Annotated in this window: 17 protein-coding genes and 1 riboswitch; of the genes, 5 read left to right on the top strand and 12 right to left on the bottom strand. The window is 57.2% G+C overall.

Translation table 11 applies throughout. The features are described from left to right. Nucleotides 1-444: 444 nt before the first annotated feature. Nucleotides 445-1437: a YadA-like family protein gene (locus ABFV38_RS14690; RefSeq protein WP_348957478.1), complete on the bottom strand. Its 993-nt coding sequence runs from the start codon at nt 1435-1437 to the stop codon at nt 445-447. A gap of 696 nt (nt 1438-2133) precedes the next feature. Continuing rightward, nucleotides 2134-2230, top strand: a riboswitch (TPP riboswitch). Between the two features lie 35 nt (nt 2231-2265). Here ABFV38_RS14690 and thiM point away from each other — a divergent pair. From thiM to ABFV38_RS14675, 3 genes are read left to right on the top strand one after another with little or no spacing between them, the layout of a single operon-like run. Continuing rightward, nucleotides 2266-3036, top strand: a complete 771-nt coding sequence (thiM, locus tag ABFV38_RS14685; protein WP_348957477.1) for a hydroxyethylthiazole kinase — start codon at nt 2266-2268, stop codon at nt 3034-3036. After that, complete coding sequence (gene thiD / locus ABFV38_RS14680; RefSeq protein WP_348957476.1) at nt 3033-3833, top strand: bifunctional hydroxymethylpyrimidine kinase/phosphomethylpyrimidine kinase; 801 nt, start codon at nt 3033-3035, stop codon at nt 3831-3833. The genes thiM and thiD overlap by 4 nt, the downstream gene beginning before the upstream one ends. A gap of 42 nt (nt 3834-3875) precedes the next feature. Next, the gene (locus ABFV38_RS14675; protein ID WP_348957475.1) at nt 3876-4622 is read left to right on the top strand and encodes a GntR family transcriptional regulator; all 747 of its coding nucleotides are present in this window, start codon (nt 3876-3878) and stop codon (nt 4620-4622) included. Here ABFV38_RS14675 and ABFV38_RS14670 read toward each other — a convergent pair. The 3 genes from ABFV38_RS14670 to ABFV38_RS14660 are packed head-to-tail and all read right to left on the bottom strand — an operon-like array spanning nt 4596 to nt 7824. Then, nucleotides 4596-5549, bottom strand: coding sequence for a PfkB family carbohydrate kinase (locus ABFV38_RS14670; protein ID WP_348957474.1), 954 nt, complete (start codon nt 5547-5549; stop codon nt 4596-4598). The genes ABFV38_RS14675 and ABFV38_RS14670 overlap by 27 nt on opposite strands. Beyond that, a complete protein-coding gene (locus tag ABFV38_RS14665) occupies nt 5546-6550 on the bottom strand; it encodes an ADP-ribosylglycohydrolase family protein (RefSeq protein WP_348957473.1) in 1005 nt (334 codons plus the stop codon). The genes ABFV38_RS14670 and ABFV38_RS14665 overlap by 4 nt, the downstream gene beginning before the upstream one ends. Then, nucleotides 6547-7824 carry a nucleoside permease gene (locus ABFV38_RS14660; protein WP_045908640.1) on the bottom strand — a complete coding sequence of 426 codons (1278 nt, stop codon included), beginning with the start codon at nt 7822-7824 and terminating at the stop codon, nt 6547-6549. The genes ABFV38_RS14665 and ABFV38_RS14660 overlap by 4 nt, the downstream gene beginning before the upstream one ends. Before the next feature lie 250 nt (nt 7825-8074). Between ABFV38_RS14660 and fbaB the strand changes: the two genes are divergently transcribed. Further along, nucleotides 8075-9127 (top strand): class I fructose-bisphosphate aldolase, encoded by a 1053-nt coding sequence (fbaB, locus tag ABFV38_RS14655; protein ID WP_008500869.1) that lies wholly within the window; start codon nt 8075-8077, stop codon nt 9125-9127. A 53-nt stretch (nt 9128-9180) separates the two neighbouring features. On the opposite strand, the gene yegS is transcribed toward fbaB, so the two are convergent. Then, nucleotides 9181-10080: a lipid kinase YegS gene (gene yegS, locus ABFV38_RS14650; RefSeq protein WP_348957472.1), complete on the bottom strand. Its 900-nt coding sequence runs from the start codon at nt 10078-10080 to the stop codon at nt 9181-9183. 248 nt (nt 10081-10328) lie between these two features. Beyond that, nucleotides 10329-11690: a tRNA 5-hydroxyuridine modification protein YegQ gene (gene yegQ, locus ABFV38_RS14645; RefSeq protein WP_008500866.1), complete on the bottom strand. Its 1362-nt coding sequence runs from the start codon at nt 11688-11690 to the stop codon at nt 10329-10331. Between the two features lie 239 nt (nt 11691-11929). On the opposite strand from yegQ, the gene ABFV38_RS14640 reads away from it, so the two are divergent. Next, nucleotides 11930-12631: a hypothetical protein gene (locus ABFV38_RS14640; RefSeq protein WP_348957471.1), complete on the top strand. Its 702-nt coding sequence runs from the start codon at nt 11930-11932 to the stop codon at nt 12629-12631. A 104-nt stretch (nt 12632-12735) separates the two neighbouring features. Here the strand turns inward: ABFV38_RS14640 and baeR are convergent, their stop codons facing one another. From baeR to ABFV38_RS14610, 6 genes are read right to left on the bottom strand one after another with little or no spacing between them, the layout of a single operon-like run. Further along, complete coding sequence (baeR, locus tag ABFV38_RS14635) at nt 12736-13458, bottom strand: two-component system response regulator BaeR (protein ID WP_024908120.1); 723 nt, start codon at nt 13456-13458, stop codon at nt 12736-12738. Continuing rightward, the gene (gene baeS / locus ABFV38_RS14630) at nt 13455-14858 is read right to left on the bottom strand and encodes a two-component system sensor histidine kinase BaeS (RefSeq protein WP_039025016.1); all 1404 of its coding nucleotides are present in this window, start codon (nt 14856-14858) and stop codon (nt 13455-13457) included. The genes baeR and baeS overlap by 4 nt, the downstream gene beginning before the upstream one ends. Next, nucleotides 14855-16270 (bottom strand): MFS transporter, encoded by a 1416-nt coding sequence (locus ABFV38_RS14625; RefSeq protein WP_235404532.1) that lies wholly within the window; start codon nt 16268-16270, stop codon nt 14855-14857. Before ABFV38_RS14625 ends, baeS begins: the two co-directional genes overlap by 4 nt. After that, nucleotides 16271-19348 carry a multidrug efflux RND transporter permease subunit MdtC gene (gene mdtC, locus ABFV38_RS14620; protein ID WP_048224040.1) on the bottom strand — a complete coding sequence of 1026 codons (3078 nt, stop codon included), beginning with the start codon at nt 19346-19348 and terminating at the stop codon, nt 16271-16273. Further along, on the bottom strand, nt 19349-22471 hold the full coding sequence (locus ABFV38_RS14615) for an MdtB/MuxB family multidrug efflux RND transporter permease subunit (protein WP_348957470.1): 3123 nt from the start codon (nt 22469-22471) through the stop codon (nt 19349-19351). Further along, nucleotides 22471-23673 (bottom strand): MdtA/MuxA family multidrug efflux RND transporter periplasmic adaptor subunit, encoded by a 1203-nt coding sequence (locus tag ABFV38_RS14610; protein ID WP_248221906.1) that lies wholly within the window; start codon nt 23671-23673, stop codon nt 22471-22473. The genes ABFV38_RS14615 and ABFV38_RS14610 overlap by 1 nt, the downstream gene beginning before the upstream one ends. Nucleotides 23674-23857 lie beyond the last annotated feature (184 nt).

Raw genomic sequence — 23857 nt, 5'->3', positions numbered from 1 at the left:
ATCAATGAGTCATGGTGTATATTAACACTCCTTTATTGTTGGGTTGGCCCTATATTTGATAAATAAACGAGATAGCTTTATGGTTTTAAATATATAGTTTGTCAGGCTAACGGTAAACCATAACTTGTATCACCTATAAAGAATGTATATGCATCAACAATACAAAAACGGTGGTTATCTTAGTGATAGTAAACAGGCAAGCATTTGTTTAGATTTCATAAATCATCCTATCTTAAAAAAGCTTTCTGAGAAAACAGTACATTACTGATTGGTTTAAATCAGAAACATACCAATAAGAGAACTAACAGCACCTTTAACAAATACTACCCAAATATAGGTTAACGGTTTTCAATTCGCCGTTAGGTCCTTTAATACGACCACTTGTCGAAACCCCTTTATGGGGTATATGTATATTGAGTTCACTTGGGAGACATTATAGTTTACTTAAAAACCGATACCTACACCAACAGAAGCACCCATATTATTAGCGGTATCATCAGAGAAACTTACTTTAGCGATAACATGAGAATTAAAGTTAACGGATCCGCCAACCGCTAAAGCGCTTTCACCGTTGTAAGTAGCGCCACCAGCAGAGAACATTACACGCTGATTAGTTTGCACTTGAGGCAGGCCAGCCATAGCCATGGCTCCAGAAATACCAGCGTTAGCTTGCTTCTTGTTATTATCTACTTCATCGCGCAATGATTTGAATTGCTGGTTAGTATTGTTATTCATAGCTTGCATAGTCTGTTTTGCAGCTTGCAACTCTTGAGCTACGCTGGCAGCCTGGCTAGAGGTGGAAGCGATAGCAGCAGAGTTAGCAGCTACTTTAGTTTGTGTAGCCGTGTCTACTTGCACTTTGTTAATGGTGGTGGTAACACCATCTTTCCCATCAACGCCATTCTTACCATCTTTACCATCAGCACCGTTAGCACCTGCTAAACCTTGCACACCCTGTAAGCCTTGCGCCCCTGTAGCACCATCTTTACCATCTACCCCATCTTTACCATTAAATGCACCTTTAGCGGCTTGAGTCTGGATAGCTGTAATAGCGTTGATATTTGTCTGGATTTGAGCGCCTAAAGTAGCATCAGCAGAACTACGGGCGCTCGATTCATCTACTACAGATTGTGTTAATTGAGCATTCAGGCCATTAACTTGACCTTGCAAACCGCTAATGTCTGATCGGTTTTGCATGATTTCGCCTTGCTGCGTATTGTTGAAATCATGTTGTGCCTGAATTGCATTATCTTGAAGGTGGTTAGCTTGCTTGAGATCGTCAACATCAAGATTAAGCGTATCAATGTTATTTTGCGCACCTTGAGCCCATTGAGTAGAGCCGGAGTTATCACTTGCAAAATCTACAGCGTGAGAAGCATTGATAGAACCAGCGAAAACAGCACCAGACACGAAAACAGCCAGAATAGAACGTTTCATTTTATATCTCACTAATAAATCAGGATTAATTCATTATCAAAAGCTATTGCCAGTGCTTAGCTTTCTAACTGATATGGAGATTAACCCTGCTATTAGTGTGTACCAAAATAGGTTAATTCTCGTGCGATTCTTTTTTTATAACATGAATTAACTATCCCGTATTGCACATAAGTCAATGTTGATCTGGATCACGTAAAGCACGAAATGCAACAGTGGCTGGCTATGGTATAAGAAGCATTTCTCCAATATATACATTACCTTATATTTCGAATGGTTAACTGCTACTCAGTATTTAAGCTATTGAAACAGATGCAAATGTCTAAATTAAGTATATGACTTAATGTACACTTCATGCTTCGTGTGAAAGTGTATTGCTTGTCTTGTAAAAGTAATATTGAAGGGATTAAAAATTCTTATACTAAAGTCAGATTGTTAGTGATAAATGAAATGTTAATTATTTGATGGCGATTGGTGATAGATGTGTCTTTTTCGTAATATTCATTAATATATATCCTAAAACTTTTGCAGAATCCTGCCGACAACATGACCAGCTCCCCAGTTGATTAATGCGCGCGATGTTAGGAATGCCTTAATAAGTCACATGAGGACATCCCAATGAAGAAGCGGTAACCGGAAGAGCGCGCTTGCTTGAGCCAGCAACTTCCCCTAATCTGGCAAAAAGTAAGCTAATGCTTACCAAATGACTCGGGGTGCCCTTCTTTGTGAAGGCTGAGAAATACCCGTATTACCTGATCTGGATAATGCCAGCGTAGGGAAGTCAGATGCCTTCCCGGTCATCGCTTCTTCACGCAAGGCAGGAGCGAACCCATGCAGCCTGACCTGCTCGATTTACACGTTTTACATCACTTCCGCACCCGTTCTCCGCTGACCCATTGTATGACCAATGACGTCGTACAGACCTTTACGGCCAACGTTTTGCTGGCGCTTGGCGCATCCCCGGCGATGGTGATCGAGGCCGAAGAGGCCGAGCAATTTGCCGCGATAGCCGATGCGCTGCTGGTTAACGTTGGCACGCTGACCGCGCCGCGCGCCCAGTCGATGCGTCGTGCCATTGAAAGCGCGGTGGCGGCAGGCAAGCCCTGGACGCTGGACCCGGTTGCCGTGGGCGCCCTGGCGTTCCGCACCCGCTTTTGCCATCAAATTCTTGCCCTGAAACCGGCGGCCATTCGCGGCAATGCCTCTGAAATCCTTGCTCTTGCCGGGATGAGCGCCGGCGGGCGCGGCGTCGATACGACCGATACCGCCGCCAGCGCGGTGCCTGCAGCCCAGGCGCTGGCCCGGCAGATCAATACGATTGTGGTAATCACCGGCGAGGTGGACTACATCACGGACGGGCAACGTACCCGAACGGTTACCGGCGGTGACCCGCTGATGACGCGCGTGGTGGGCACCGGGTGCACGCTTTCTGCCGTTGTGGCGGCGAGCTGTTCGCTGCCGGGTGACCGGCTGGATAACATCGCTGCCGCCTGCGGATGGATGAAACGAGCCGGAACGGTCGCGGTTGCGCAGTCGCGTGGCCCGGGCAGTTTTGCCAGCGCGTTCCTGGATGCGCTCTACACGCTGGAGGAGCAGGCATGAAGCGGATTAACGCCCTGACCATTGCCGGCACCGATCCCAGCGGCGGCGCGGGTATCCAGGCTGACCTGAAAACCTTCTCGGCCCTTGGCGCGTACGGCTGTTCGGTCATTACCGCGCTGGTGGCGCAAAATACGCGCGGCGTGCAGTCGGTCTACCGTATCGAGCCGGATTTTGTTGCCGCGCAGCTGGATTCAGTGTTCAGCGACGTGCGCATCGATACAACCAAAATCGGCATGCTGGCCGAGACGGATATCGTTGAAGCGGTGGCCGAGCGGCTTACACGCTATCAGGTGCAAAACGTGGTGCTGGATACGGTGATGCTGGCGAAAAGCGGCGATCCGCTGCTCTCCGCCTCTGCCGTGGAAACGCTGCGCAAAAAGCTGCTGCCACAGGTAGCGCTCATCACGCCTAATCTGCCGGAAGCCGCCGCGCTGTTGGGCACATCGCACGCGCAAACGGAACGCGAGATGAAAGCGCAGGGGAACGCGCTGCTGGCGATGGGCTGCGGGGCAGTGCTGATGAAGGGCGGGCATCTGGATGACGCGGAAAGCCCGGACTGGCTCTTCACCCGCGACGGCGAAGTGCGCTTTACCGCGCCGCGCGTGCAGACCAAAAATACCCACGGCACGGGCTGCACGCTCTCGGCCGCGCTGGCGGCGCTGCGTCCCCGGCATGAAGGCTGGGCCGATACGGTGCGCGAAGCGAAAGCCTGGCTCTCGGCGGCGCTGGCAAAAGCCGATACTCTGGAAGTCGGTCACGGTATTGGGCCGGTACACCATTTTCATGCATGGTGGTAAGCCAGTATACTGGCAGAATACATCACGCCTGAGAAAACAGAGATGGAACAAGCGCATACCCGGTTAATCGCTCAACTGAATGAACGGATCGCCGCGCCCGATAACACGCCGCTGTACCTGAAGTTTGCCGAAACGGTAAAAAATGCGGTGCGCAGCGGGGTGCTGGAGCACGGGAATATTTTGCCCGGCGAGCGCGATCTGAGCCAGTTGACCGGGGTGTCGCGCATTACCGTGCGTAAAGCGATGCAGGCGCTGGAGGAAGAGGGCGTGGTGACGCGCGCCCGTGGCTACGGGACGCAAATCAACAATATCTTCGAATATTCGCTGAAAGAGGCGCGCGGCTTCTCAAAGCAGGTGGTGCTGCGCGGCCAAACGCCAAATACGCTCTGGGTTAACAAGCGGGTGGTGAAATGCCCGGAAGAGGTGGCGAACCACCTGTCGATCTCCCCGGACAGCGAGGTCTTTTTGCTCAAGCGCATTCGCTATGTGGATGACGATGCGGTGTCGATTGAAGAGTCCTGGGTCCCGGTCGGGTTAATTCCCGACCCGGATGCGATTGGCATTTCGCTCTACGACTACTTCCGCAGCCAGAATATCTTCCCGCAGCGCACCCGCTCAAGGGTGAGCGCCCGCATGCCGGACAGCGAGTTTCAGGCGCACATTAAGATGGATGAAAAAATACCGGTGCTGGTGATTAAACAGGTCGCGCTTGACCAGCAGCACCGGCCGATTGAGTACAGCATTAGCTACTGTCGCAGCGACCTATACGTCTTTGTGTGCGAGGAGTAATTCCTCGCGAGTCGGTGCGCAATCGCCGCCGCGTTGGCTGACCACCCGGGACGCCACGGCATTCCCTAGCAGAACCGCGTCGGCCAGTGACCATCCTCCCGCCAGTCCGGCAAGCGTGCCGCCCGCGTGGCTGTCGCCTGCGCCAATGGTGTCCACGACCGTCGCCGGGAACGCCGGAACAACGCCCGAGCTCCCGGCGTCATACCAGGCCGCACCGTCTTTATCGTGGCGCACAATCAGTGCGGCCCCGAAACGCTGCTGCCATTCTGCACCCAGGTTTTCAGCCACGACACCCAGCCGCCCGGCTGCGATCTCCGCTTCCTGACGATTAAGGGACACAATCGGCCTGCAGGCCATAATTCGCGCCATCAGCGCGTCAGGAATATCCGCGATGCGGGGACCGAAATCGATAAAGGCCGTCACGTCCGGCAACCTCTCCAGCCAGCCTGTCAGCAGTTCGCCGCTGGGCGATGCCAGCTGATAGCCGGACAAATACACCAGGCTGTTCGACGGGATATTAAGCACATCAAGCCAGCGCTGCTGCCACTGGTTCTCCACGCCGCTAAAGGACATAAAGGTGCGCTCGCCGTCTGGCTCAACCAGCGCCAGGCACCAGCCGTTATCGCCCGTCTCGGCCTCCACAGCGCTGTGCAGATCCTGCTTCGCCATGGCGCTGCGGATAATATCCGCCCACACGCCGTGCCCGACGGGCAGAGCGTTTTGCGCCGTAATGCCGAGCCGCTTCAGGGCAATGGCGATATTCAGCGCGCAGCCGCCAATATTCACGCCCTGCTGCTTAAGTTCGATATCGCACCCGCGCCAGGGCAGGGCGTAGGCGTCGGCGATGACGTCAATCACCGCTGCGCCCAGTACCGTCACCGGGCGGGTGGCGTGCAGATTTTCGAGACGTTGGGCAAATGCATTCATACGCCCTCCCTTTGCTCCCTGAAGTGCAGCAGTTTCTCGCAATAATGGCCGAAGTTGAGCTGGTTGACGGCATCGAGTTCGGCTTTGAGCGCCGGGTCAATCGCCTGCACACCGTGGAGCGCACCGCAGATGGCCGTCGCCATGGCACCAATGGTGTCCGTATCACCGCCCAGATTGGCACATAAAATGGCGCAGCGGTTCGGGTCGGTTCCCGCCAGTTCCACCATCGCAATGGCCGCCGGAACGGACTCGATGGTGCTGGTTCCCGCGCCAATCAGCTGATAAACCTGCTCGCTGGCGGAGTCAATACCGTTGGCTTCCCGCACGGTCTTAAGCGCCAGCTCAATACGCGCCGCCAGCGACGCGCTGAAGGTGGTTGTTTTCATCTCCTGCGCATAGCGGGCGATCCCCGGCATGGCATCAACGATGTTCTGCCAGCTTTCGCCGTCGATGGCGCGGGAAACCGCCCAGGCAATCACCACCGCGCCGGCAATGGCGAGGTCCGATTTATGGGTCGGGCTGGAGGCCAGCGCCACCTGTTCAACAAAGTGTTCCAGCCGCGTCGCCGGGAGCAGGCAGCCCAGCGGGGAGGAGCGCATCGCCGCCCCGTTCGTCACGCCGTTGTTTTCCAGTTCGCTGACCGGTTTCCCGTCACGAATCGCATTAAGCGCGATTTTTGAGGTCGGGCCGAGCACATTCTTGTTGAACGCGTCGAAATCGAGCGCCCAGTTCAGGATATGCTTGCCGATAACATCCGCGTTAATCTCCCCGTCGCACTCAATGATCGCATCGGCGAGGCACAGCGCCATTGAGGTATCGTCGGTGAACTCTGCCTGCCCGAAATAGCAGGCCGCGTTATTTTCTGCCGGGCCGGGTAAAAAGCGGTCGATCCAGCCAAAGTGGGCCTTGACGCGCTTTCTCGGCCACAGCTCCGACGGCATGCCCATCGCATCCCCTAACGCCTGCCCGTAAAGGGCACCGAGAACACGTTCTTGTTTCATTTAACTTCCCCTTGTGTCAGCGCGGTATCGCCATCAACCACCTCAATAGCAGTGATCTCTTTGTCCGATTCGCGGAAAAACAGCATAAACAGCACGGCAATCACGGCAATCATGATTGCGCCAAATGCCCACATTCCGGCCCAGTTGAAGGTCAGCCCATTCACCGGCTCTTTATATGCGAACATTTTTTCCATCATCACGCCGCCCAGGCGGTAACCCAGCAGGCTACCAAAGCCCTGACAGCACAGCGTAATCAGGCCTTGCGCGGCGGTACGCATGTGCACCGGCGCTTTTTTATCCACGTAGATGTACGCGGTGACGTAGTAGAAGTCGTAGCTCACGCCGTGCAGCAGAATGCCGAGGAACAGCAGGGCGTAGGTGAAGTACTGTTCCGCACCGCCGTAAACGAAGAACCCGTAGCGGATAGCGGCCGTGATCAGACCCAGCAGTAAGACCTTCTTAATACCAAAGCGTTTGGTAAAGAACGGCAGCGCCAGCATAAAGAAGATTTCAGAGAACTGGCCGAGCGTCATCCAGCCGGTGGCGTTTTTCATTCCCACTTCGGTGAGATAGCCGTTGGCGAAGATGTAATAGAAGGCCAGCGGCATGGCGAACAGAAACGAGCAGAAGAAGAACACGAGGAAGTTTTTGTCGCGCAGCAGGATCAGCGCGTCCAGCCCCAGCATCACTTTGAAGTCCAGCTTGCCGGTACTTTTCGGCGGTGTGTTCGGCAGGAAGAGGGCAAACACGCCGAGCAGGGCGGAGCTGGCTGCCGTCATCAGCAGGGGAATATTGGTATCGGAAATATCGCTATAGCCCAGCATCTGCGGCAGGAAGCCGCACGCCAGCCCGGAGGCGATCCAGCCGATAGTGCCCATCACGCGGATACGCGGGAAATCGGCCTCGACGTCATCCACGTTCGCGAAGGCAATACTGTTGGTCAGCGCGATGGTGGGCATATAGGTCAGGGAGTAAACCAGCAGCAGCGGGAAGAAGGTGCTGAACTGGGTTTGCTGTGCGGCGAAGTACATCAGAATCGCGCCGGCAAACATCAGCACCGCCAGTACTTTCTGCGCGGCGAAGAAGCGGTCCGTCAGCGATCCGACCAGAATTGGGGAGAGGATAGCGGCAATGGCGGTACAGGCATAAGACCAGCCGATTTCCCCGGCGGTAAAACCGCTTTTGCTCAGCCACAGCCACAGCGGCACAAACCACGCGCCCCAGATAAACCATTCAACAAACATCATGAATGACAGTTGGACTTTCGTTTTCATTTTTTAATCCTGCATGTCAGAGAGGGTACGCCTTTAACATACCATTCTATAATACCTTTTAAATACCTTTGTGGCGATTGTTTGATCAATGTAACAGTTTTGTTGTACACGAATCGAGCCAGCAGATTGTGCTGAAAAAAAATGCAAAAGGTGGAAAATCTGTTAAGTCGGTACCAGGCTTAGTCTGCCCATAAATAATGGGACTGGATAAACACACACCGACACGACGTCGGACTTACGGGAGTATCACATGACTGATATTGCGCAGTTGCTTGGCAAAGACGCCGACAGCCTTTTACAGCATCGTTGTATGACCATTCCAGCCGACCAGCTCTATCTGCCGGGTCATGACTACGTCGACCGCGTGATGGTCGATAACAACCGTCCGCCTGCGGTTCTGCGAAACATGCAGACGCTCTACAACACCGGGCGGCTCGGTGGCACCGGATATCTCTCCATTCTGCCGGTAGACCAGGGCGTTGAGCACTCGGCGGGCGCCTCTTTCGCGGCGAATCCGCTCTATTTCGATCCGAAGAACATTGTTGAGCTGGCGATTGAAGCGGGCTGTAACTGCGTGGCCTCCACCTACGGCGTGCTGGCCTCCGTCTCGCGTCGCTATGCCCACCGCATTCCGTTCCTCGTGAAGCTGAACCACAATGAAACCCTGAGCTATCCCACCGAATATGACCAGACGCTCTACGCCAGCGTCGAGCAGGCGTTCAATATGGGGGCGGTTGCCGTTGGGGCGACGATTTACTTTGGCTCTGAACAGTCCCGTCGTCAGATTGAAGAGATCTCTGCGGCGTTTGAGCGCGCGCACGAATTGGGTATGGTGACCGTGCTGTGGGCGTACCTGCGTAACTCGGCGTTCAAAAAAGACGGCGTGGATTACCACGTGTCGGCCGATCTTACCGGCCAGGCGAACCATCTGGCGGCGACCATTGGCGCAGACATCGTGAAGCAGAAAATGGCCGAGAATAACGGCGGCTATAAGGCGGTGAACTTCGGTTACACCGATGACCGCGTTTACAGCAAGCTGACCAGCGATAACCCGATCGACCTGGTGCGCTACCAGCTGGCGAACTGCTATATGGGCCGTGCAGGGCTGATTAACTCCGGCGGCGCGGCGGGCGGCGATACTGACCTGTCAGACGCGGTTCGTACGGCGGTTATTAACAAACGCGCGGGCGGAATGGGGCTGATCCTGGGTCGTAAGGCGTTTAAGAAATCGATGGCCGACGGCGTGAAGCTGATCAATGCGGTGCAGGACGTCTATCTGGACAGCAAAGTCACGATTGCCTGACCTGAGGGCGAAGCGTGGGCCGGGTAAGGCGTAGCCGCCCCCCGGCAATACCATCAGCGCAAAAGCACACAGTCCGGCGGCAACCGACACTGCAGCGCGCCGGGCAACACCTCAATGCGGAACTGCGTTCCGCTTAGCGGCTCTCCGTCGAGGTTAAACGTCATCCCGTGCGGGGCATTGACCTCAAACCATGCGGATTTCCCGTCAATGATATTCGGACTCTCTTCCGGCTGCGTCAGCGTGGTAAACAGCGCGGGCAGAAGGCCGTCGCCCGTGAAAATCCGCAGCTGTAGCTGACCGTCATTGATCAGCGCCTCCGGGCACAGCTGCTGACCGCCGCCAGCCTGTCGACCATTGCCAATGCCAATGACCAGCGCGTCACCCTGCCACTGAAAATCCTCGCCGCGAATTTCGCAGCGGTCAGGCTTGAGGGTATCCATGCGCATCAGACCGTGGATCAGATACGACACGCCGCCCAGCGCCGCCTTCAGCTTTTCCGGCGTTTCGCTGGTGATGCGCGTGCCGAACCCGCCGGTGGCCATATTGATAAAGCAGGTTTTGTCATTCACCTGCGCAATATCAACCGCGGTGGCTTTACCGAGGATCGCCAGCTGGAGCGCTTTTTCTAACGCCTCGGGGATCCCTGCGCTGGTGGCAAAATCATTGGCGGTGCCGAGCGGTAAAATGCCCATCACCGGGCGGTTTGCCGGGGGCAGGTCGATCAGCGCTGACGCGATTTCATTGATGGTGCCATCGCCGCCGCCGGAAATGATGGTGTTGACGCCAAGCCCGGGGGCTTCATTGATATACCTTGCGGCATCGCCTTTTTCCCAGGTTACCCTGACGTGGATGCGCGCGCCGTCGTCACGCAAATCCTGAATTGCCTGACGCAGGAGATCGTTGCCCGCACTTTTGCCATTGAGAATCAATAAACTGTCTGGATAGGTTGCCATCCGCGCTGCTCCCTTTTTTAGCGTTAGTAAGAGTGTATAGCAGAGAGGAAAAAAGCGGGTAAGAACAGGATGAAAGGCAAAAAATAAGCCCGCGTAAGGGAGATTACGCAGGCTAAGGAGGTGGTTCCTGGTACAGCTAGCATTTATGGGTTATGTTTTTCAGCGGGGGGATAATACCCGTATTGAACGAAGCGGTATGTGATCCGATTCTAAGAATTATCCCAGCGCGAAAAAATTTCCCTGATTGACTATTTGCCGTGTGGGTTACGGGTGCTTTCACCGTTGAAGTTACGCATCAGCAGCGCGAACTTCAGCTCCACCTCTTCCGGAACCGGCAGCCAGACGGTATGCCCGTCACCCGGCGCCACCTCAATCGCTTCGCCTTTGCCATTTTCCAGATGCTCCAGCGTGAAGTTCATGTTGCCCTGCGGGGTCATCAGCTCCAGGCTGTCGCCTTTGGTGAACTTGTTTTTCACCGCGACGGCCGCCAGCGCGCCTTTACGCTCGCCGGTGAAGTCACCGACAAACTGCTGGCGTTCGGATACGGAGTAGCCGTGCTCGTAGTTCTGGTAGTCGTCGTGGGTATGACGGCGCAGGAAGCCTTCGGTATAGCCGCGATGCGCCAGGCCTTCCAGAGTTTCCAGCAGGCTGGTATCGAACGGTTTACCGGCGGCCGCATCGTCGATGGCTTTGCGGTATACCTGCGCAGTACGCGCGCAGTAGTAATAGGATTTGGTGCGGCCTTCAATCTTCAGGGAGTGCACGCCCATCTGGGTCAGGCGCTCGACGTGGGCGATGGCACGCAGATCTTTCGAGTTCATGATGTAGGTGCCGTGCTCGTCTTCAAAGGCGGTCATGTACTCGCCCGGACGTTTGGCTTCTTCAATCATAAACACGCTGTCGGTTGGCGCGCCGATGCCCAGCGTTGGCTCAACGTTGGTCACCGGGATCGGCTCATGCTTGTGGACGATGTTGCCGATGTCATCCTCTTTGCCTTCCTGAACGTTATATTCCCAGCGGCAGGCGTTGGTGCAGGTGCCCTGGTTCGGGTCGCGTTTGTTGATGTAGCCAGAGAGCAGGCAGCGGCCGGAATAGGCCATGCACAGCGCGCCGTGAACGAAGATTTCGATTTCCATATCCGGCACCTGGGTGCGGATCTCTTCGATCTCTTCCAGCGAAAGCTCGCGAGACAGGATGACGCGGGTCAGCCCCATCTGCTTCCAGAACTTCACCGTTGCCCAGTTGACGGCGTTAGCCTGTACGGAGAGGTGGATATCCATCTCCGGGAAGTTCTCCCGAACCAGCATGATTAAACCCGGGTCCGACATGATCAGCGCGTCCGGCCCCATATCCACCACCGGCTTCAGGTCACGGATGAACGTTTTCAGCTTGGCGTTGTGCGGCGCGATGTTGACCACCACGTAGAATTTTTTACCCAGAGCGTGCGCCTCGTTGATGCCGAGCTGCAGGTTCTCGTGGTTGAATTCGTTGTTACGCACGCGCAGCGAGTAGCGTGGCTGGCCCGCATACACGGCGTCGGCGCCATAGGCGAAAGCGTAACGCATATTTTGCAGCGTTCCCGCCGGGGAAAGGAGTTCCGGTTTAAACATGTTTGTTCTCGTTCTGATGACAGGTCAGATCCGCGTGCACCAGGTGCAGCGGTAAGGGGAGATCCCCCACTTTAAGGGCGGGCATTGTAGCGCTGCGGGGCAGGGAGGTAAACCTTTTGGAAGCGTTTTAACCAAGTAACTTAGTAGAAGACCTTGTTAGGATTTAAGTTTATAAAAAACTAAATCTTTTAAATAATGCTCCGATAATAGTTCATGATTACATTATAGGATGATGATAAATGCATAATACAGATTATTGTAAATTTCTAATGAAGGCAGCAAAAGAAACTTTGAATGAGATATTTTCTATTAATAATGAATGTGATTTTGAAATACGGCCAGAGTACCTTGTAACTGTTCTCTTGGGCAGTAACATGAATAAGTATCTAAAGAAAAGCTTATATTTTGAAGAACAGGTAATAGATTTGGCTAAATTTAACTTTAGATTTAATTTGATGAGGGACTTTGCAAAAAGAGCAAGCTTATTAAAATTGCGCTCTAGTCTTGCAAAGTTGTTTTCCAGGAAAAATGGAAATGTAGACATCGCTTTTTATGATAAAGGGTTGGGTGGCGAATTTCTGGGTGAGAATTCAAAAGGTAGTGTATATTCAATTATCGAAGTTAAAAAGAATGGTAACAATAAGAAGGAGATAGATAAGGATATTATACGCCTCATAGATTTTATGATATATTCTTTAAATGATGAAAGTAAGCATTTATCATATGCATCTTTAGTGTTTTTCCCAGATGAAAAAGATATTCGTGATTATCGTTCGCTTTGCAATAAATTACTTTCTGCGCATAATAAAAATATTTGCGTTAAAGTTGATGATGGAGTGGAGAGCTTTAAGGATGCTGAACATGAAGATTATGATGGTTCGGAAGCGAGAGTGTTTATTAAAAAAATAATTGTAATTACTTTTTATAAATGCGATGTGTAAGATATATGTTTAAGTGTTTTTTTTTGAAGTTTTCTAAGGGGGGTAATTATTAAAAGCCTCTATGACTAAAGAGGCTTTAATGAGAAAAAGCTTGAAAGTTATAGTCACGCAATCCTGCACGCATCCGCTTCCCAGCGATACCCCACGCCATACACCGCGCGAATAAACGACTGCTCGGCGTCCAGCGCCTCCAGCTTGCGGCGCAGATTTTTGATGTGGCTATCGATGGTGCGGTCGGTCACCACGCGGTAATCGTCGTACAGATGGTTCAGCAACTGTTCGCGGGAGAAGACTTTTCCCGGCTCGTGGGAGAGAGTTTTCAGCAGGCGGAACTCCGCTGGCGTCAGGTCCAGCAGCTTGCTGCGCCAGCTCGCCTGGAAGCGGCTTTCGTCGACAATCAGCGGACTTTCGGCGTCCAGCACCTGAAGCTCGCGCTGCGGCCTGCAGCGGCGCAGAATGGTTTTCACGCGGGCGACTACCTCGCGCGGACTGTAGGGCTTGCAGATATAGTCGTCCGCGCCGATTTCGAGCCCCAGCAGGCGGTCAATCTCTTCAATTTTGGCGGTGACCATGACGATCGGTACGTCGGAGAAGCGGCGAATTTCCCGGCACAGGGTCAGGCCATCGGTCCCGGGAAGCATCAGATCCAGCAGGATCAGGTCCGGCGGGGTCTGGCGCACGTAAGGCAGCACCTGGTCGCCGTGGCTTATCAGTGACGGGGCATAGCTGGCCGCGCGTAAATAGTCGATCAGCAGCTGTCCCAGCTTGGGTTCGTCTTCGACGATCAAAATGCGCGGCGTGTTTTCGTCAATCGGTAACTCGGTCATACTTCTCTCGATAAATCCCGTTCCAGAGGTAACTCTACTGTAATGCTAACCCCGCCAAAAGGCGAATGGGCGGCGCGGATCGTGCCATTATGCGCCTCGACGATGTTAACGCAAATCGCCAGCCCCAGACCGGATCCGCCGCTGGCGCGATTGCGGGAGCCCTCGGTACGGTAAAAACGTTCAAACAGTTTTTCCAGCTGCGCGTCCTGCACGCCGGGTGCGGAATCCGCGAAGGTAAGGGCAAAGCGCCCGTTTTCCTGTCTGCCGGAAATCAGCAGCCCGCCGCCGCTGTCGGTGTAGCGCAGACTGTTTTCCAGCAGGTTGTTGAACAGCTGCATCAGCCGATCTTTGTCGCCAAACACCACCGCGCTGTCCGGCAGGGAGAGGTCGATTTTCAGGTTGCGACTGGCAAAGCGTTCGCGGAAGGCGCCGCTCGCTACTTCCAGCACGTTAATGACGTCTACGGGCGCCTTCTGGTAGGCCAGCGCGCCTTCGTCGGACATGGAGAGCTGGTGGAGATCGTCCACCAGCTTGGTGAGCGTGCCCACCTCCGCCTGCAGGGAAGCCACCGATTCGGGCGTGAACTGGCGCACGCCGTCCTGAATGGCCTCGAGCTCGCCGCGCAGCACCGCCAGCGGCGTACGCAGCTCGTGTGAAATATCGGCCATAAAGTCGCGGCGCATCTGCTGGTTTTTCTCAAGCGTGCTGGCGAGCTGGTTAAAGTCCTGCGCCAGCTTGCCCAGCTCGTCCTGGCTGCGGGTATCGACGCGGGTGGTGAAATCCCCGGCGGCGAGCTTGTGCGTGCCTTCCACCAGGCGTTTCACCGGGGCGAGCAGACCGCGCGCCAGCGGGAAGGTGGCGAGCGCGGCGAGCAGCGTGGAGAGCGCGACAATCAGCCAGCTTGTGCGACGCTGCTGGCGGTCAAAGTTGATGTCGGTGTTGCGCGTCAGGCGCTCCACTGGGGAGGCGATAACCCAGCCAACGGTGGCGTTATTCACTTTAATCGCCCGCCGGGTACCGTCCGGCGGTATCGGCGCGCGCGGGCCAACCAGGGGGCGCATATCCTGGTCGATTACCCAGAACTGGGTGCGCCAGCCGTGCGGCGGCATGCCCGGGCCCGGACGATCGTCGCCGGTATCGTGCTCCAGCGAGCGCAGGATCTGGAAAATAAAGCGATCATTGTTGCGCAGAAAACGCCAGTTGCCGTGCTGGGCGTACTGTTCACTCAGCGCATCGCTCAGTCCCTGCAAACGCTGCTCATTGCCATGCTTGATGTAATCAATAAAGCCGCGCTCGAAGCTGACCCGCACCGCCCAGTGCATGGTGATCAGCAGGACGATACAGGTGGCGAAGATCGCTACAAAGAGCTTGCCGGTAATACCCGGACGCCAGAATTTCATGAGCCACTCCTTTTGCCGCGCCTAATCACGACGTTCTTGCTGGTATCATCCGGCACCCGGGCGAAGATGAAAGCGGGCAGGGCGATAATGAACGCCATGCTGAGGTAGGTATACATAAAGACCTGATGCGCCACCGGCGTGTCGACGCTGAGGTGGTGCTGACCGTACATCCCGAGCAGTAACCCCGCAATAGTCACGCCCACGCTCATGGAGAGCTGCATCACCATCGACAGCAGGCTGTTGCCGCTGCTCGCCAGATCGTCCGGCAGGTCTTTCAGGGTCAGGGTATTCATCGACGAGAAGCGCATGGAGTTGATGATCCCCTGGCAGAACAGCACCAGCGGCAGGACGTAGTACCAGCCCATCAGCGCCACGGCCATAAACAGCAGGCTGACCAGCGCCAGCCCCAGCGTGGCGGCCACCAGCACGTGTCGATAGCCAAAGCGGTTCACCACCTGCACCACAATGCGCTTCATTCCCATGCTGCCGAGCACCATCGGGATCATCATCAGGCCCGCGTGGAATGGCGAAAAACCCATGCCAATTTGCAGAAAAACGGGCGTCATAAACGGCAGCATCCCGCTGCCGATGCGTCCGGCAAAGCTGCCAGACAGGCCCAGACGGTAAGTGGGGTTTTTAAACAACGCCAGGCTGAACAGCGCCTTGTCGTTTCCTCTGGCGTGCCACAGATACCACAGTATGGCGGTAACACCGAGCGCGATCAGGAGCCCGAGCGTCAGGGGTGAAATCCCCAGTCCTTTTTGCCCGTCCAGCGCCAGGGTGAGCGTGGCCATACCCGCCGCCAGCAGGATAAAACCGAAGAAATCAAAGCGCCGGGTCTGCATTTTGTAGTTCGGCATCAGCGCCAGGGTGGCCATCGCGCCGATGATGCCTACCGGGAGGTTGATTAAGAAGATCCAGTGCCAGGAGGCGTACTCCACCAGCATACCGCCCAGCGCCGGGCCCAGCAGCGGCCCCACCTGACCGGGCAGGGTGACAAAGGTCATCGCCGCCATGTACTGCTCGCGCGGCACAATCTTCATCACCGTTAACCGCCCGACGGGTACCATCATCGCCCCGCCGATGCCCTGCAGCACGCGCGCCATGACCAGCTGGTCGAGGGTATTGGCCTGCGCGCAAAACAGCGAGCCGGTGGTAAACAGCACGATGGCGGTAAAAAAGATATTCCGCACGCCGACCTTATCGGCCAGCCAGCCGCTGGCGGGCAGCATCACGGCAACCGTCAGCACGTAGGAGACAATCACCATGTGCATATGCAGCGGGCTCTCCCCCAGACTTTTCGCCATGGAGGGGAGGGCGGTGTTGACGATGGTCGTATCCAGCGACTGCATAAAAAAGCCGAAGGCGACTATCCATAATTGCCAGCGAACGTTAGCGGGGAGATCTGTCATCTACTCAGTCACCGTGGTTCTGTTTTTACGCGAAAAGCGCAGCCGCAGGCGGTCGAAGAACAGATAGACCACCGGCGTGGTGTACAGCGTCAGCAGCTGGCTCATCACCAGGCCGCCGACGATGGTGATCCCCAGCGGCTGGCGCAGCTCTGAGCCGTCGCCGCCCGAGATCACCAGCGGCAGCGCGCCAAACAGCGCCGCCAGAGTGGTCATCATGATCGGACGGAAGCGCAGCAGGCAGGCCTGGAAGATGGCCTCTTCCGGCGAGAGGTTGCCGTTGCGCTGGGCGTCCAGCGCGAAGTCCACCATCATGATGGCGTTTTTCTTCACGATGCCGATTAATAGCATGATCCCGATAAGCGCGATAAGGCTGAACGGTGCGCCGAACAGCTCCAGCGCCAGCAGCGCCCCCACGCCCGCCGACGGCAGCGTCGAGAGGATGGTCAGCGGGTGCACGTAGCTCTCATACAGCACGCCCAGCACAATATAGACCGTGGCGATGGCGGCCAGAATCAAAATCACCTGCGAGTTCATTGTCTCCTGGAATACCTGCGCGGTCCCGGCGAAGCTGCCGCGCACGGTGGACGGCACGCCAAGCTGGGTCATCGCGCGGTTGATTGCATCGCTGGCCTCAGACAGTGACGAACCGGCGGGGAGGTTAAAGGAGATGGTCGACGCCGCCGACAGCCCCTGATGGTTCACCGACAGCGGCGCGTTGGCTGGCTGCCAGCTGGCAAAGTACGAGAGCGGAATCGCCTTGCCGTCGTTGTTAATCACAAACATTTTGTCCAGGGCGCTGATGTCCTGGGTGTAGCGCGGGTCAACTTCCATCACTACCTTATACTGGTTCATCGGCTGGTAGATGGTGGAGATCTCGCGCTGGCCGAAGGCGTTGTTCAGCAGGCTGTTGGCGGCTTCTACGTTTATGCCCAGCCGTGACATGGTTTCACGGTCGTAGGTCAGGGCCATCTCGGCGCCGTTGTCCTGCTGATCGGAGTTTACGTCCGCCAGTTGGGGAAGGGCGGCCAGCGCCTTGCGGATCTTCGGCTCCCACTCGCGCAGGGCGGCTAAGTCGTCAGAGAGTAACGTGTACTGATAGCTGGCGTTCGCCTGTCGCCCGCCGACGCGGATATCCTGAACGGCCATCAAAAACAGGTTTGCCCCCGGCTCTTTGGCGAGCTTCACCCGCAGGCGGTCAATCACCTGCTGGGCAGTTTCGTTGCGCTCGCCGCGCGGTTTGAGGGTAATAAACATCATCCCGCTGTTGACGCGTGACCCGCCGGTAAAGCCAGTGACGTTATCCACGGCTTTGTCTTCACGAATGATCTTCATAAAGTCCTGCAGCTTGCCGCGCATGGCCTGGAACGAAATACTCTGGTCCGCCTGAATGCCGCCCATCAGCACGCCGGTGTCCTGCTCCGGGAAGAAAGTTTTCGGGATGGTGATATACATCCACACGTTGAGCACGATGGTGCCGATCAGCACCAGGCCGACCAGACGCGTATGGTTCAGCACCCACTTCAGCGATTTGCCGTAGCCTTCCTGCATTGCCATCAGGAAACGGCCAAAGCCTTTGCGGCGCGGCTGCGAGTGCGGTTTGCTGCGCTTGAGCATCCAGCCGCACATCATTGGCGTCAGCGTTAGGGAGATCGCCAGCGAAATGCCGATCGCGACGGAGAGGGTGACGGCAAACTCGCGCAGCAACCGGCCCGGCAGCCCGCCCATCAGCAGCAGCGGCAGGAACACCGCCACCAGCGACAGGCTCATGGAGAGCACCGTAAACCCCACCTCGCGCGTGCCCTGCAACGCAGCCTGCAGCGGCTTCACGCCCGCTTCCAGATGGCGGGAGATGTTCTCCAGCACCACGATGGCGTCATCCACCACGAATCCCGTCGCAATCGTCAGTGCCATCAGCGACAGGTTGTTGAGGCTAAACCCGCACAGATACATGGCGGCAAAGGTACCGATCAGCGAGACCGGCACGGCCACCGCCGGGATCAGCGTCGCGCGGCCAGAGCGCAGGAACAGGAAGACCACCAGGATCACCAGCGCGACGGAGATCACCAGCGTTTGCTCGACCTCTTCCAGCGAGGCGCGAATGGTCGGGGAGCGATCCTGGGCAATTTGCAGATCGATTGCTGCCGGGATGGTCTCCTGCAGGTCCGGAAGACGGGCGCGAATGCTGTTCACCGTCTCAATAATGTTGGCCTCCGGCAGCTTGCGGATCATCAGCAGAATCGCCGGTTTGGCGTTGGTCATCCCGGCGTTGCGCACGTCCTGCACCGAGTCGGTGACGCTGGCCACGTCGCTTAAGCGCACCGCCGCACCGTTGTTATAGTGAATGATGAGCGGTTGATATTCCGCCGCGGTTTTCAGCTCGTCGTTGGTGTGGATCTGCCAGCGGTGGCTGTTATCCTCAATCGCCCCCTGCGGTTTACGCACGTTGGCGTTGCTAATGGCGGAGCGCACGTCATCCAGCGACACGCCCTGGTTGAATAACGCCTGCGGGTTTAACCCCACGCGCACGGCGGGCAGGGAACTTCCGCCGACGCTCACGTCGCCGACGCCGTTAATTTGTGAGATTGTCTGCGCCAGCTGGGTAGACGCAAAGTCGTACAGCTGCCCCTGCGAGTACGTATCCGAGGTCAGCGTCAGGATCATGATCGGCGCGTCGGACGGGTTGGCCTTGCGGTAGGTCGGACGGCTCGGCATCCCGCTCGGCAGCAGGCTCTGTGCGGCGTTAATGGCCGCCTGCACGTCGCGCGCCGCGCCGTTGATATCCCGGTCGAAGCTGAACTCCAGAATGATGCGCGTGCTGCCCAGCGAGCTGCTGGAGGTCATCTCGTTGACCCCCGCAATCCGCCCGAGCGAACGCTCCAGCGGCGTGGCAACGGACGAGGCCATGGTTTCCGGCGAGGCGCCCGGCAGCGAGGCGCTGACCATGATCACCGGGAAATCTACCTGCGGCAGCGGCGCCACCGGCAGCAGCCGGAAGCCCAGCACGCCGCAGAGGGTAATGGCGAGCGAGATTAAAATCGTCGCCACCGGGCGATAAATGAAGAGGGCGAAAAACTTCACTTATGCCTCCTCTTCACGTTTCGGGAAGCGGCTTTTGGTCCACAGCGCCAGGCGGTCAAACAGCAGGTAGATCACCGGCGTGGTGAACAGCGTCAGCACCTGGCTCACCAGCAGACCGCCGACCATGCCGATACCCAGCGGTCGGCGCAGCTCCGCGCCGACGCCGGTGCTCAGCATCAGCGGCAGCGCGCCCAGCAGGGCGGCCAGCGTGGTCATCAGGATCGGACGAAAACGCAGCAGGCAGGCCTGGAAGATGGCATCGCGCGGCGACATGCCCTGTTCGCGCTCGGCGGCCAGGGCAAAGTCGATCATCATGATGGCGTTTTTCTTCACGATCCCGATGAGCAGGATAATGCCGATGATGGCAATCACGTCCAGCTCGCTGCCCGCCAGCATTAATGCCAGCAGCGCCCCCACGCCCGCCGTCGGCAGGGTAGAGAGGATGGTGATCGGGTGGATAAAGCTTTCGTACAGCACGCCGAGCACGATGTACATCGCCACGACCGCCGCGACGATCAGCCAGATGGTGTTGCCCAGCGCGGCCTGAAACGCCAGGGTGCTGCCCTGGAACTGGGTCTGAATGTCGGACGGGAAGCTTACCGCTTTTTCCGCCGCCTGAATGGCCTCCACCGCTTCACCCAGAGAGTAATTGTCCGGCACGTTAAAGGAGATGGTGGTGGACGGGAACTGATCCAGATGGTTAATCGACAGGGGGGTATAGCGTTCTTCCACCGTGGCGATAGCGCTCAGTGGCACAATGCCGCCGTCTTTGCTGGTCAGGCGCACCGAGTCCAGCCCCGCCAGGCCGGGCGTATTTTCGGTGTTGTGCTCCAGCACCACGCGGTACTGGTTCGCCTGGGTGTAGATGGTGGAGATCAGGCGCTGACCGAAGGCGTTGTACAGGGCGTTATCCACGTCCGCCATGGTAATACCCAGACGGCTGGCGGCGTCGCGGTTGACGTTCACATACGCCGCCAGGCCCTTGTCCTGCCAGTCGCTGCTGACGTCCGAGAGCTGCGGCAGGGTTTTGAGTTTATCCACCAGCTGCGGCACCCAGGTGCTGAGCGCGTCCAGCGAGGTGGCCTGCAGCGTGAACTGGTACTGCGTGCGGCTGACCTGGGTATCGATGGTCAAATCCTGAATCGGCTGCAGGTAAAGCTCAACGCCTGGCACGCGCGCGACGGCGTTTTGCAACCGCTCAATGACGGCGTTGACGCGATCGTCGCGCTCATCCAGCGGCTTAAGGTTGATCTGCAGACGCGCGCTGTTGAGCGACGGGTTGGTGCCGTCGACGCCCACGTAGGAGGTCAGGCTCTCGACCGCCGGATCGTTCATAACAATCTCAGACACCTGCTGCTGGCGCTGCGCCATATTGGCGAAGGAGACCGACTGCGGGGCCTGAAGCGTGCCCTGAATAATGCCGTTGTCCTGGATGGGGAAGAAGCCTTTCGGAATGAAAATCCACAGCATCACGCTGAGCGCCAGCGTGCCGAGCGCCACGCTGAGCGTCGCCCACGGGTGGTTGAGGACTTTCGCCAGCACGCGACCGTAGCCGGCAATAATGCGCTCGAACATGCGCTCGGAGGCGCGGGAGAAGCGGTTTTGTTTGCGCAGGGACTCGTGGCTTAGCATGCGGGCGCACATCATCGGCGTCAGGGTCAGCGACACCACCGCGGAGATCAGAATGGCGACCGCCAGCGTCACGGCAAACTCGCGGAACAGCCGCCCGACAATATCGCCCATAAACAGCAGCGGGATCAGCACCGCAATCAATGAGAAGGTCAGCGAGATAATGGTAAAGCCGATTTCACCTGCGCCTTTCAGCGCAGCGGCCAGCGGTTTTTCGCCTTTCTCGATATAGCGCGAGATGTTCTCAATAACGACGATAGCGTCATCCACCACGAACCCGGTGGCGATGGTGAGCGCCATCAGCGTCAGGTTGTTGATCGAAAAATCGAGGAACACCATGACGGCAAACGTGCCGGCCAGCGAGAGCGGTACGGCGACGGCGGGAATAATGGTCGCCGGAACGTTGCGCAGGAACAGATAAATGATCATCACCACCAGCGCAATCGCCAGCATCAGCTCGAACTGGGTGTCGGTGACCGACGCGCGAATGTTGGTGGTACGGTCGGAAAGCACCTTCACGCTGACCGATTTCGGCAGGCTTTCGATCAGCTGCGGCAGCATGGTGCGGATGCTGTCGGCGGTTTCGATGATGTTGGCACCCGGCTGGCGCTGCACGTTCATCACGATCGCCTGCTGCTTGTTGGCCCATGCCCCCAGCCAGCTGTTCTCCGCGCCTTGTTCTACGGTCGCCACGTCGCCCAGACGCACTGGCGCGCCGTTCTGGTAGGCGATAATCAGCTGACGATATTCGTCGGCGGACTGCATCTGGTCGTTGGCGGAGAGCGTCACGGCGCGGGTTGGGCCGTCCAGCGAGCCCTTCGCCGAGTTGACGTTCGCGTTGCTAATGGCGCTGCGAATGGTTTCGCTGGTGAGTCCCAGCGCGGCGATGGCCTGCGCGTTCAGCTTGACGCGCACCGCCGGGCGCTGGCCGCCCGCGAGGGTGACGAGGCCAACGCCGGACACCTGAGAAATTTTCTGCGCCACGCGCGTTTCGACCATGTCTTCGACCTGGGTCATCGGCATCGCGGAGGAGGTGACGGCAAGCGTCATGATTGGCGGATCTGCCGGGTTCACCTTGCTGTAGACCGGTGGGTTAGGCAGGTCTGACGGCAGCAGGTTGGTAGCGGCGTTGATGGCGGCCTGCACCTCCTGCTCGGCGACGTCCAGTGACAGCGTCAACTGGAACTGCAGCGTCACGACGGATGCCCCGCCAGAACTCTGGGAGGACATCTGTTTTAGCCCCGACATCTGGCCGAACTGGCGCTCCAGCGGGGCGGTAATGGCGGAGGTCACCACGTCCGGGCTGGCCCCGGGATAGAGGGTGACAACCTGAATCGTTGGGTAATCCACCTCCGGCAGCGCCGAGACGGGCAGGAAGCGATAGCCGATAATCCCGGCGAGCAGGATCGCCACCATCAGCAATGTGGTGGCGACAGGACGGAGGATAAACAGGCGTGACGGCCCACCTGTAGAGCCCGGCGGCAGCACCTGCATCAGGAGGTCGCTCCCTGTTTCGCCGGTTCAACCACTTCCACTTTGGCTCCTTCGGTCAGACGGTCAATGCCGTCGGTGACCACGCGGTCGCCTGCGGAAAGCCCCGCGCTGATGACCACCGTCTGGCTGTCCTGAATTCCGGTTTTTACGAGATGCTTGCTGACTTTATTGTCGCTGTTAAGCACCCAGACAAAGTTACCTTCATTACCCATCTGCAGTGCAGCGGTGGGGATCACCACCGCGTTCTCTTCGGTCGCGACCAGCATGCGCGCATTCACGAACTGGTTCGGGAAGAGGGCATCGTCCTGGTTATTAAAGCGCGCCTTCAGCTTGATGGTGCCGGTGGTGGTGTCGATCTGGTTATCCAGACTGAGCAGGGACCCTTCACTCAGTTTCTGCTTGTTGGTGCGGTCCCAGGCTTCCACTACCAGGCCTTTACCGGCTTTTTGCGCCTGCATGACGGTCGCGATATCGCTTTCCGGCAGGGTAAAGACTAAATCAATCGGGTGGGTCTGGGTGATCACCACGATGCCCGTGGTGTCGCCGCTGGAGATTTGGTTGCCGATATCGACCTGCTTCAGGCCGACGCGTCCGTTAATCGGCGCGGTGATGCGGCTCCAGTCCAGCTGCAGCTGGGCGCTGGCCACGGCGGCTTCGTCCGCTTTGATAGTGCCCTGCGTTTCACTGACCAGCGACTGCTGGGTATCCAGTTCCTGACGGGACACCAGATTCGTTTTCACCAGTTGCTGGTAGCGGGCTAAATCGCGCCGGGCGTTGGCGAGGGTCGCGTTGTCTTTCGCGAGCTGTCCCTGCGCCTGGGCGAGGGCGACCTTAAACTGGCTCGGGTCGATTTCCGCCAGCAGGTCACCAGCCTTAACCTGCTGACCTTCCTGGAAGTGGATCGCGATGAGCTGGCCGTCGACGCGGCTGCGCACCGTGGCGGTGTTGGCGGCGGTAATGGTCCCGAGACCTGTGAGATAGCGAGGAACGGCTTTATTCACCGCCGTCGCCGCCTGAACCGGCGCCAGGGCGCCGCCGCGCATTCCATGACGCCCTCCGCCCGTGGGGCGCTGAGCCTGGCTGGTGGCACCGGCAGGTGCGGCGGAGTTCGCGGATTGGCTGTGCCAGTACCAGGCGGCGGCAAGGGCCACCACAATGATGCCAGCGGCGATTGCCCAGCGGGATTTGTTACTGCCTTTCATCGTTATACGTTCTCATCCTGAATACTTCGGGGAATGATACTAGTTTAGTCAGGCAACACAGCGGAAAAATGGAGGAAATATGGAAGACTGTCAGGAATGGTCTGAGTGTGGTGCTCTTTTTAGCCGGGTGGCGCTTCGCTTACCCGGCCTACAAGGTAAATGCGAACGGCAACGGACGTTGCCG

The organism is Enterobacter cloacae complex sp. Mu1197 (assembly GCF_040059225.1).
GTDB classification, from domain to species: Bacteria; Pseudomonadota; Gammaproteobacteria; order Enterobacterales; family Enterobacteriaceae; genus Enterobacter; species Enterobacter quasiroggenkampii.
This window is presented reverse-complemented; position numbering and strand designations above follow the sequence as displayed.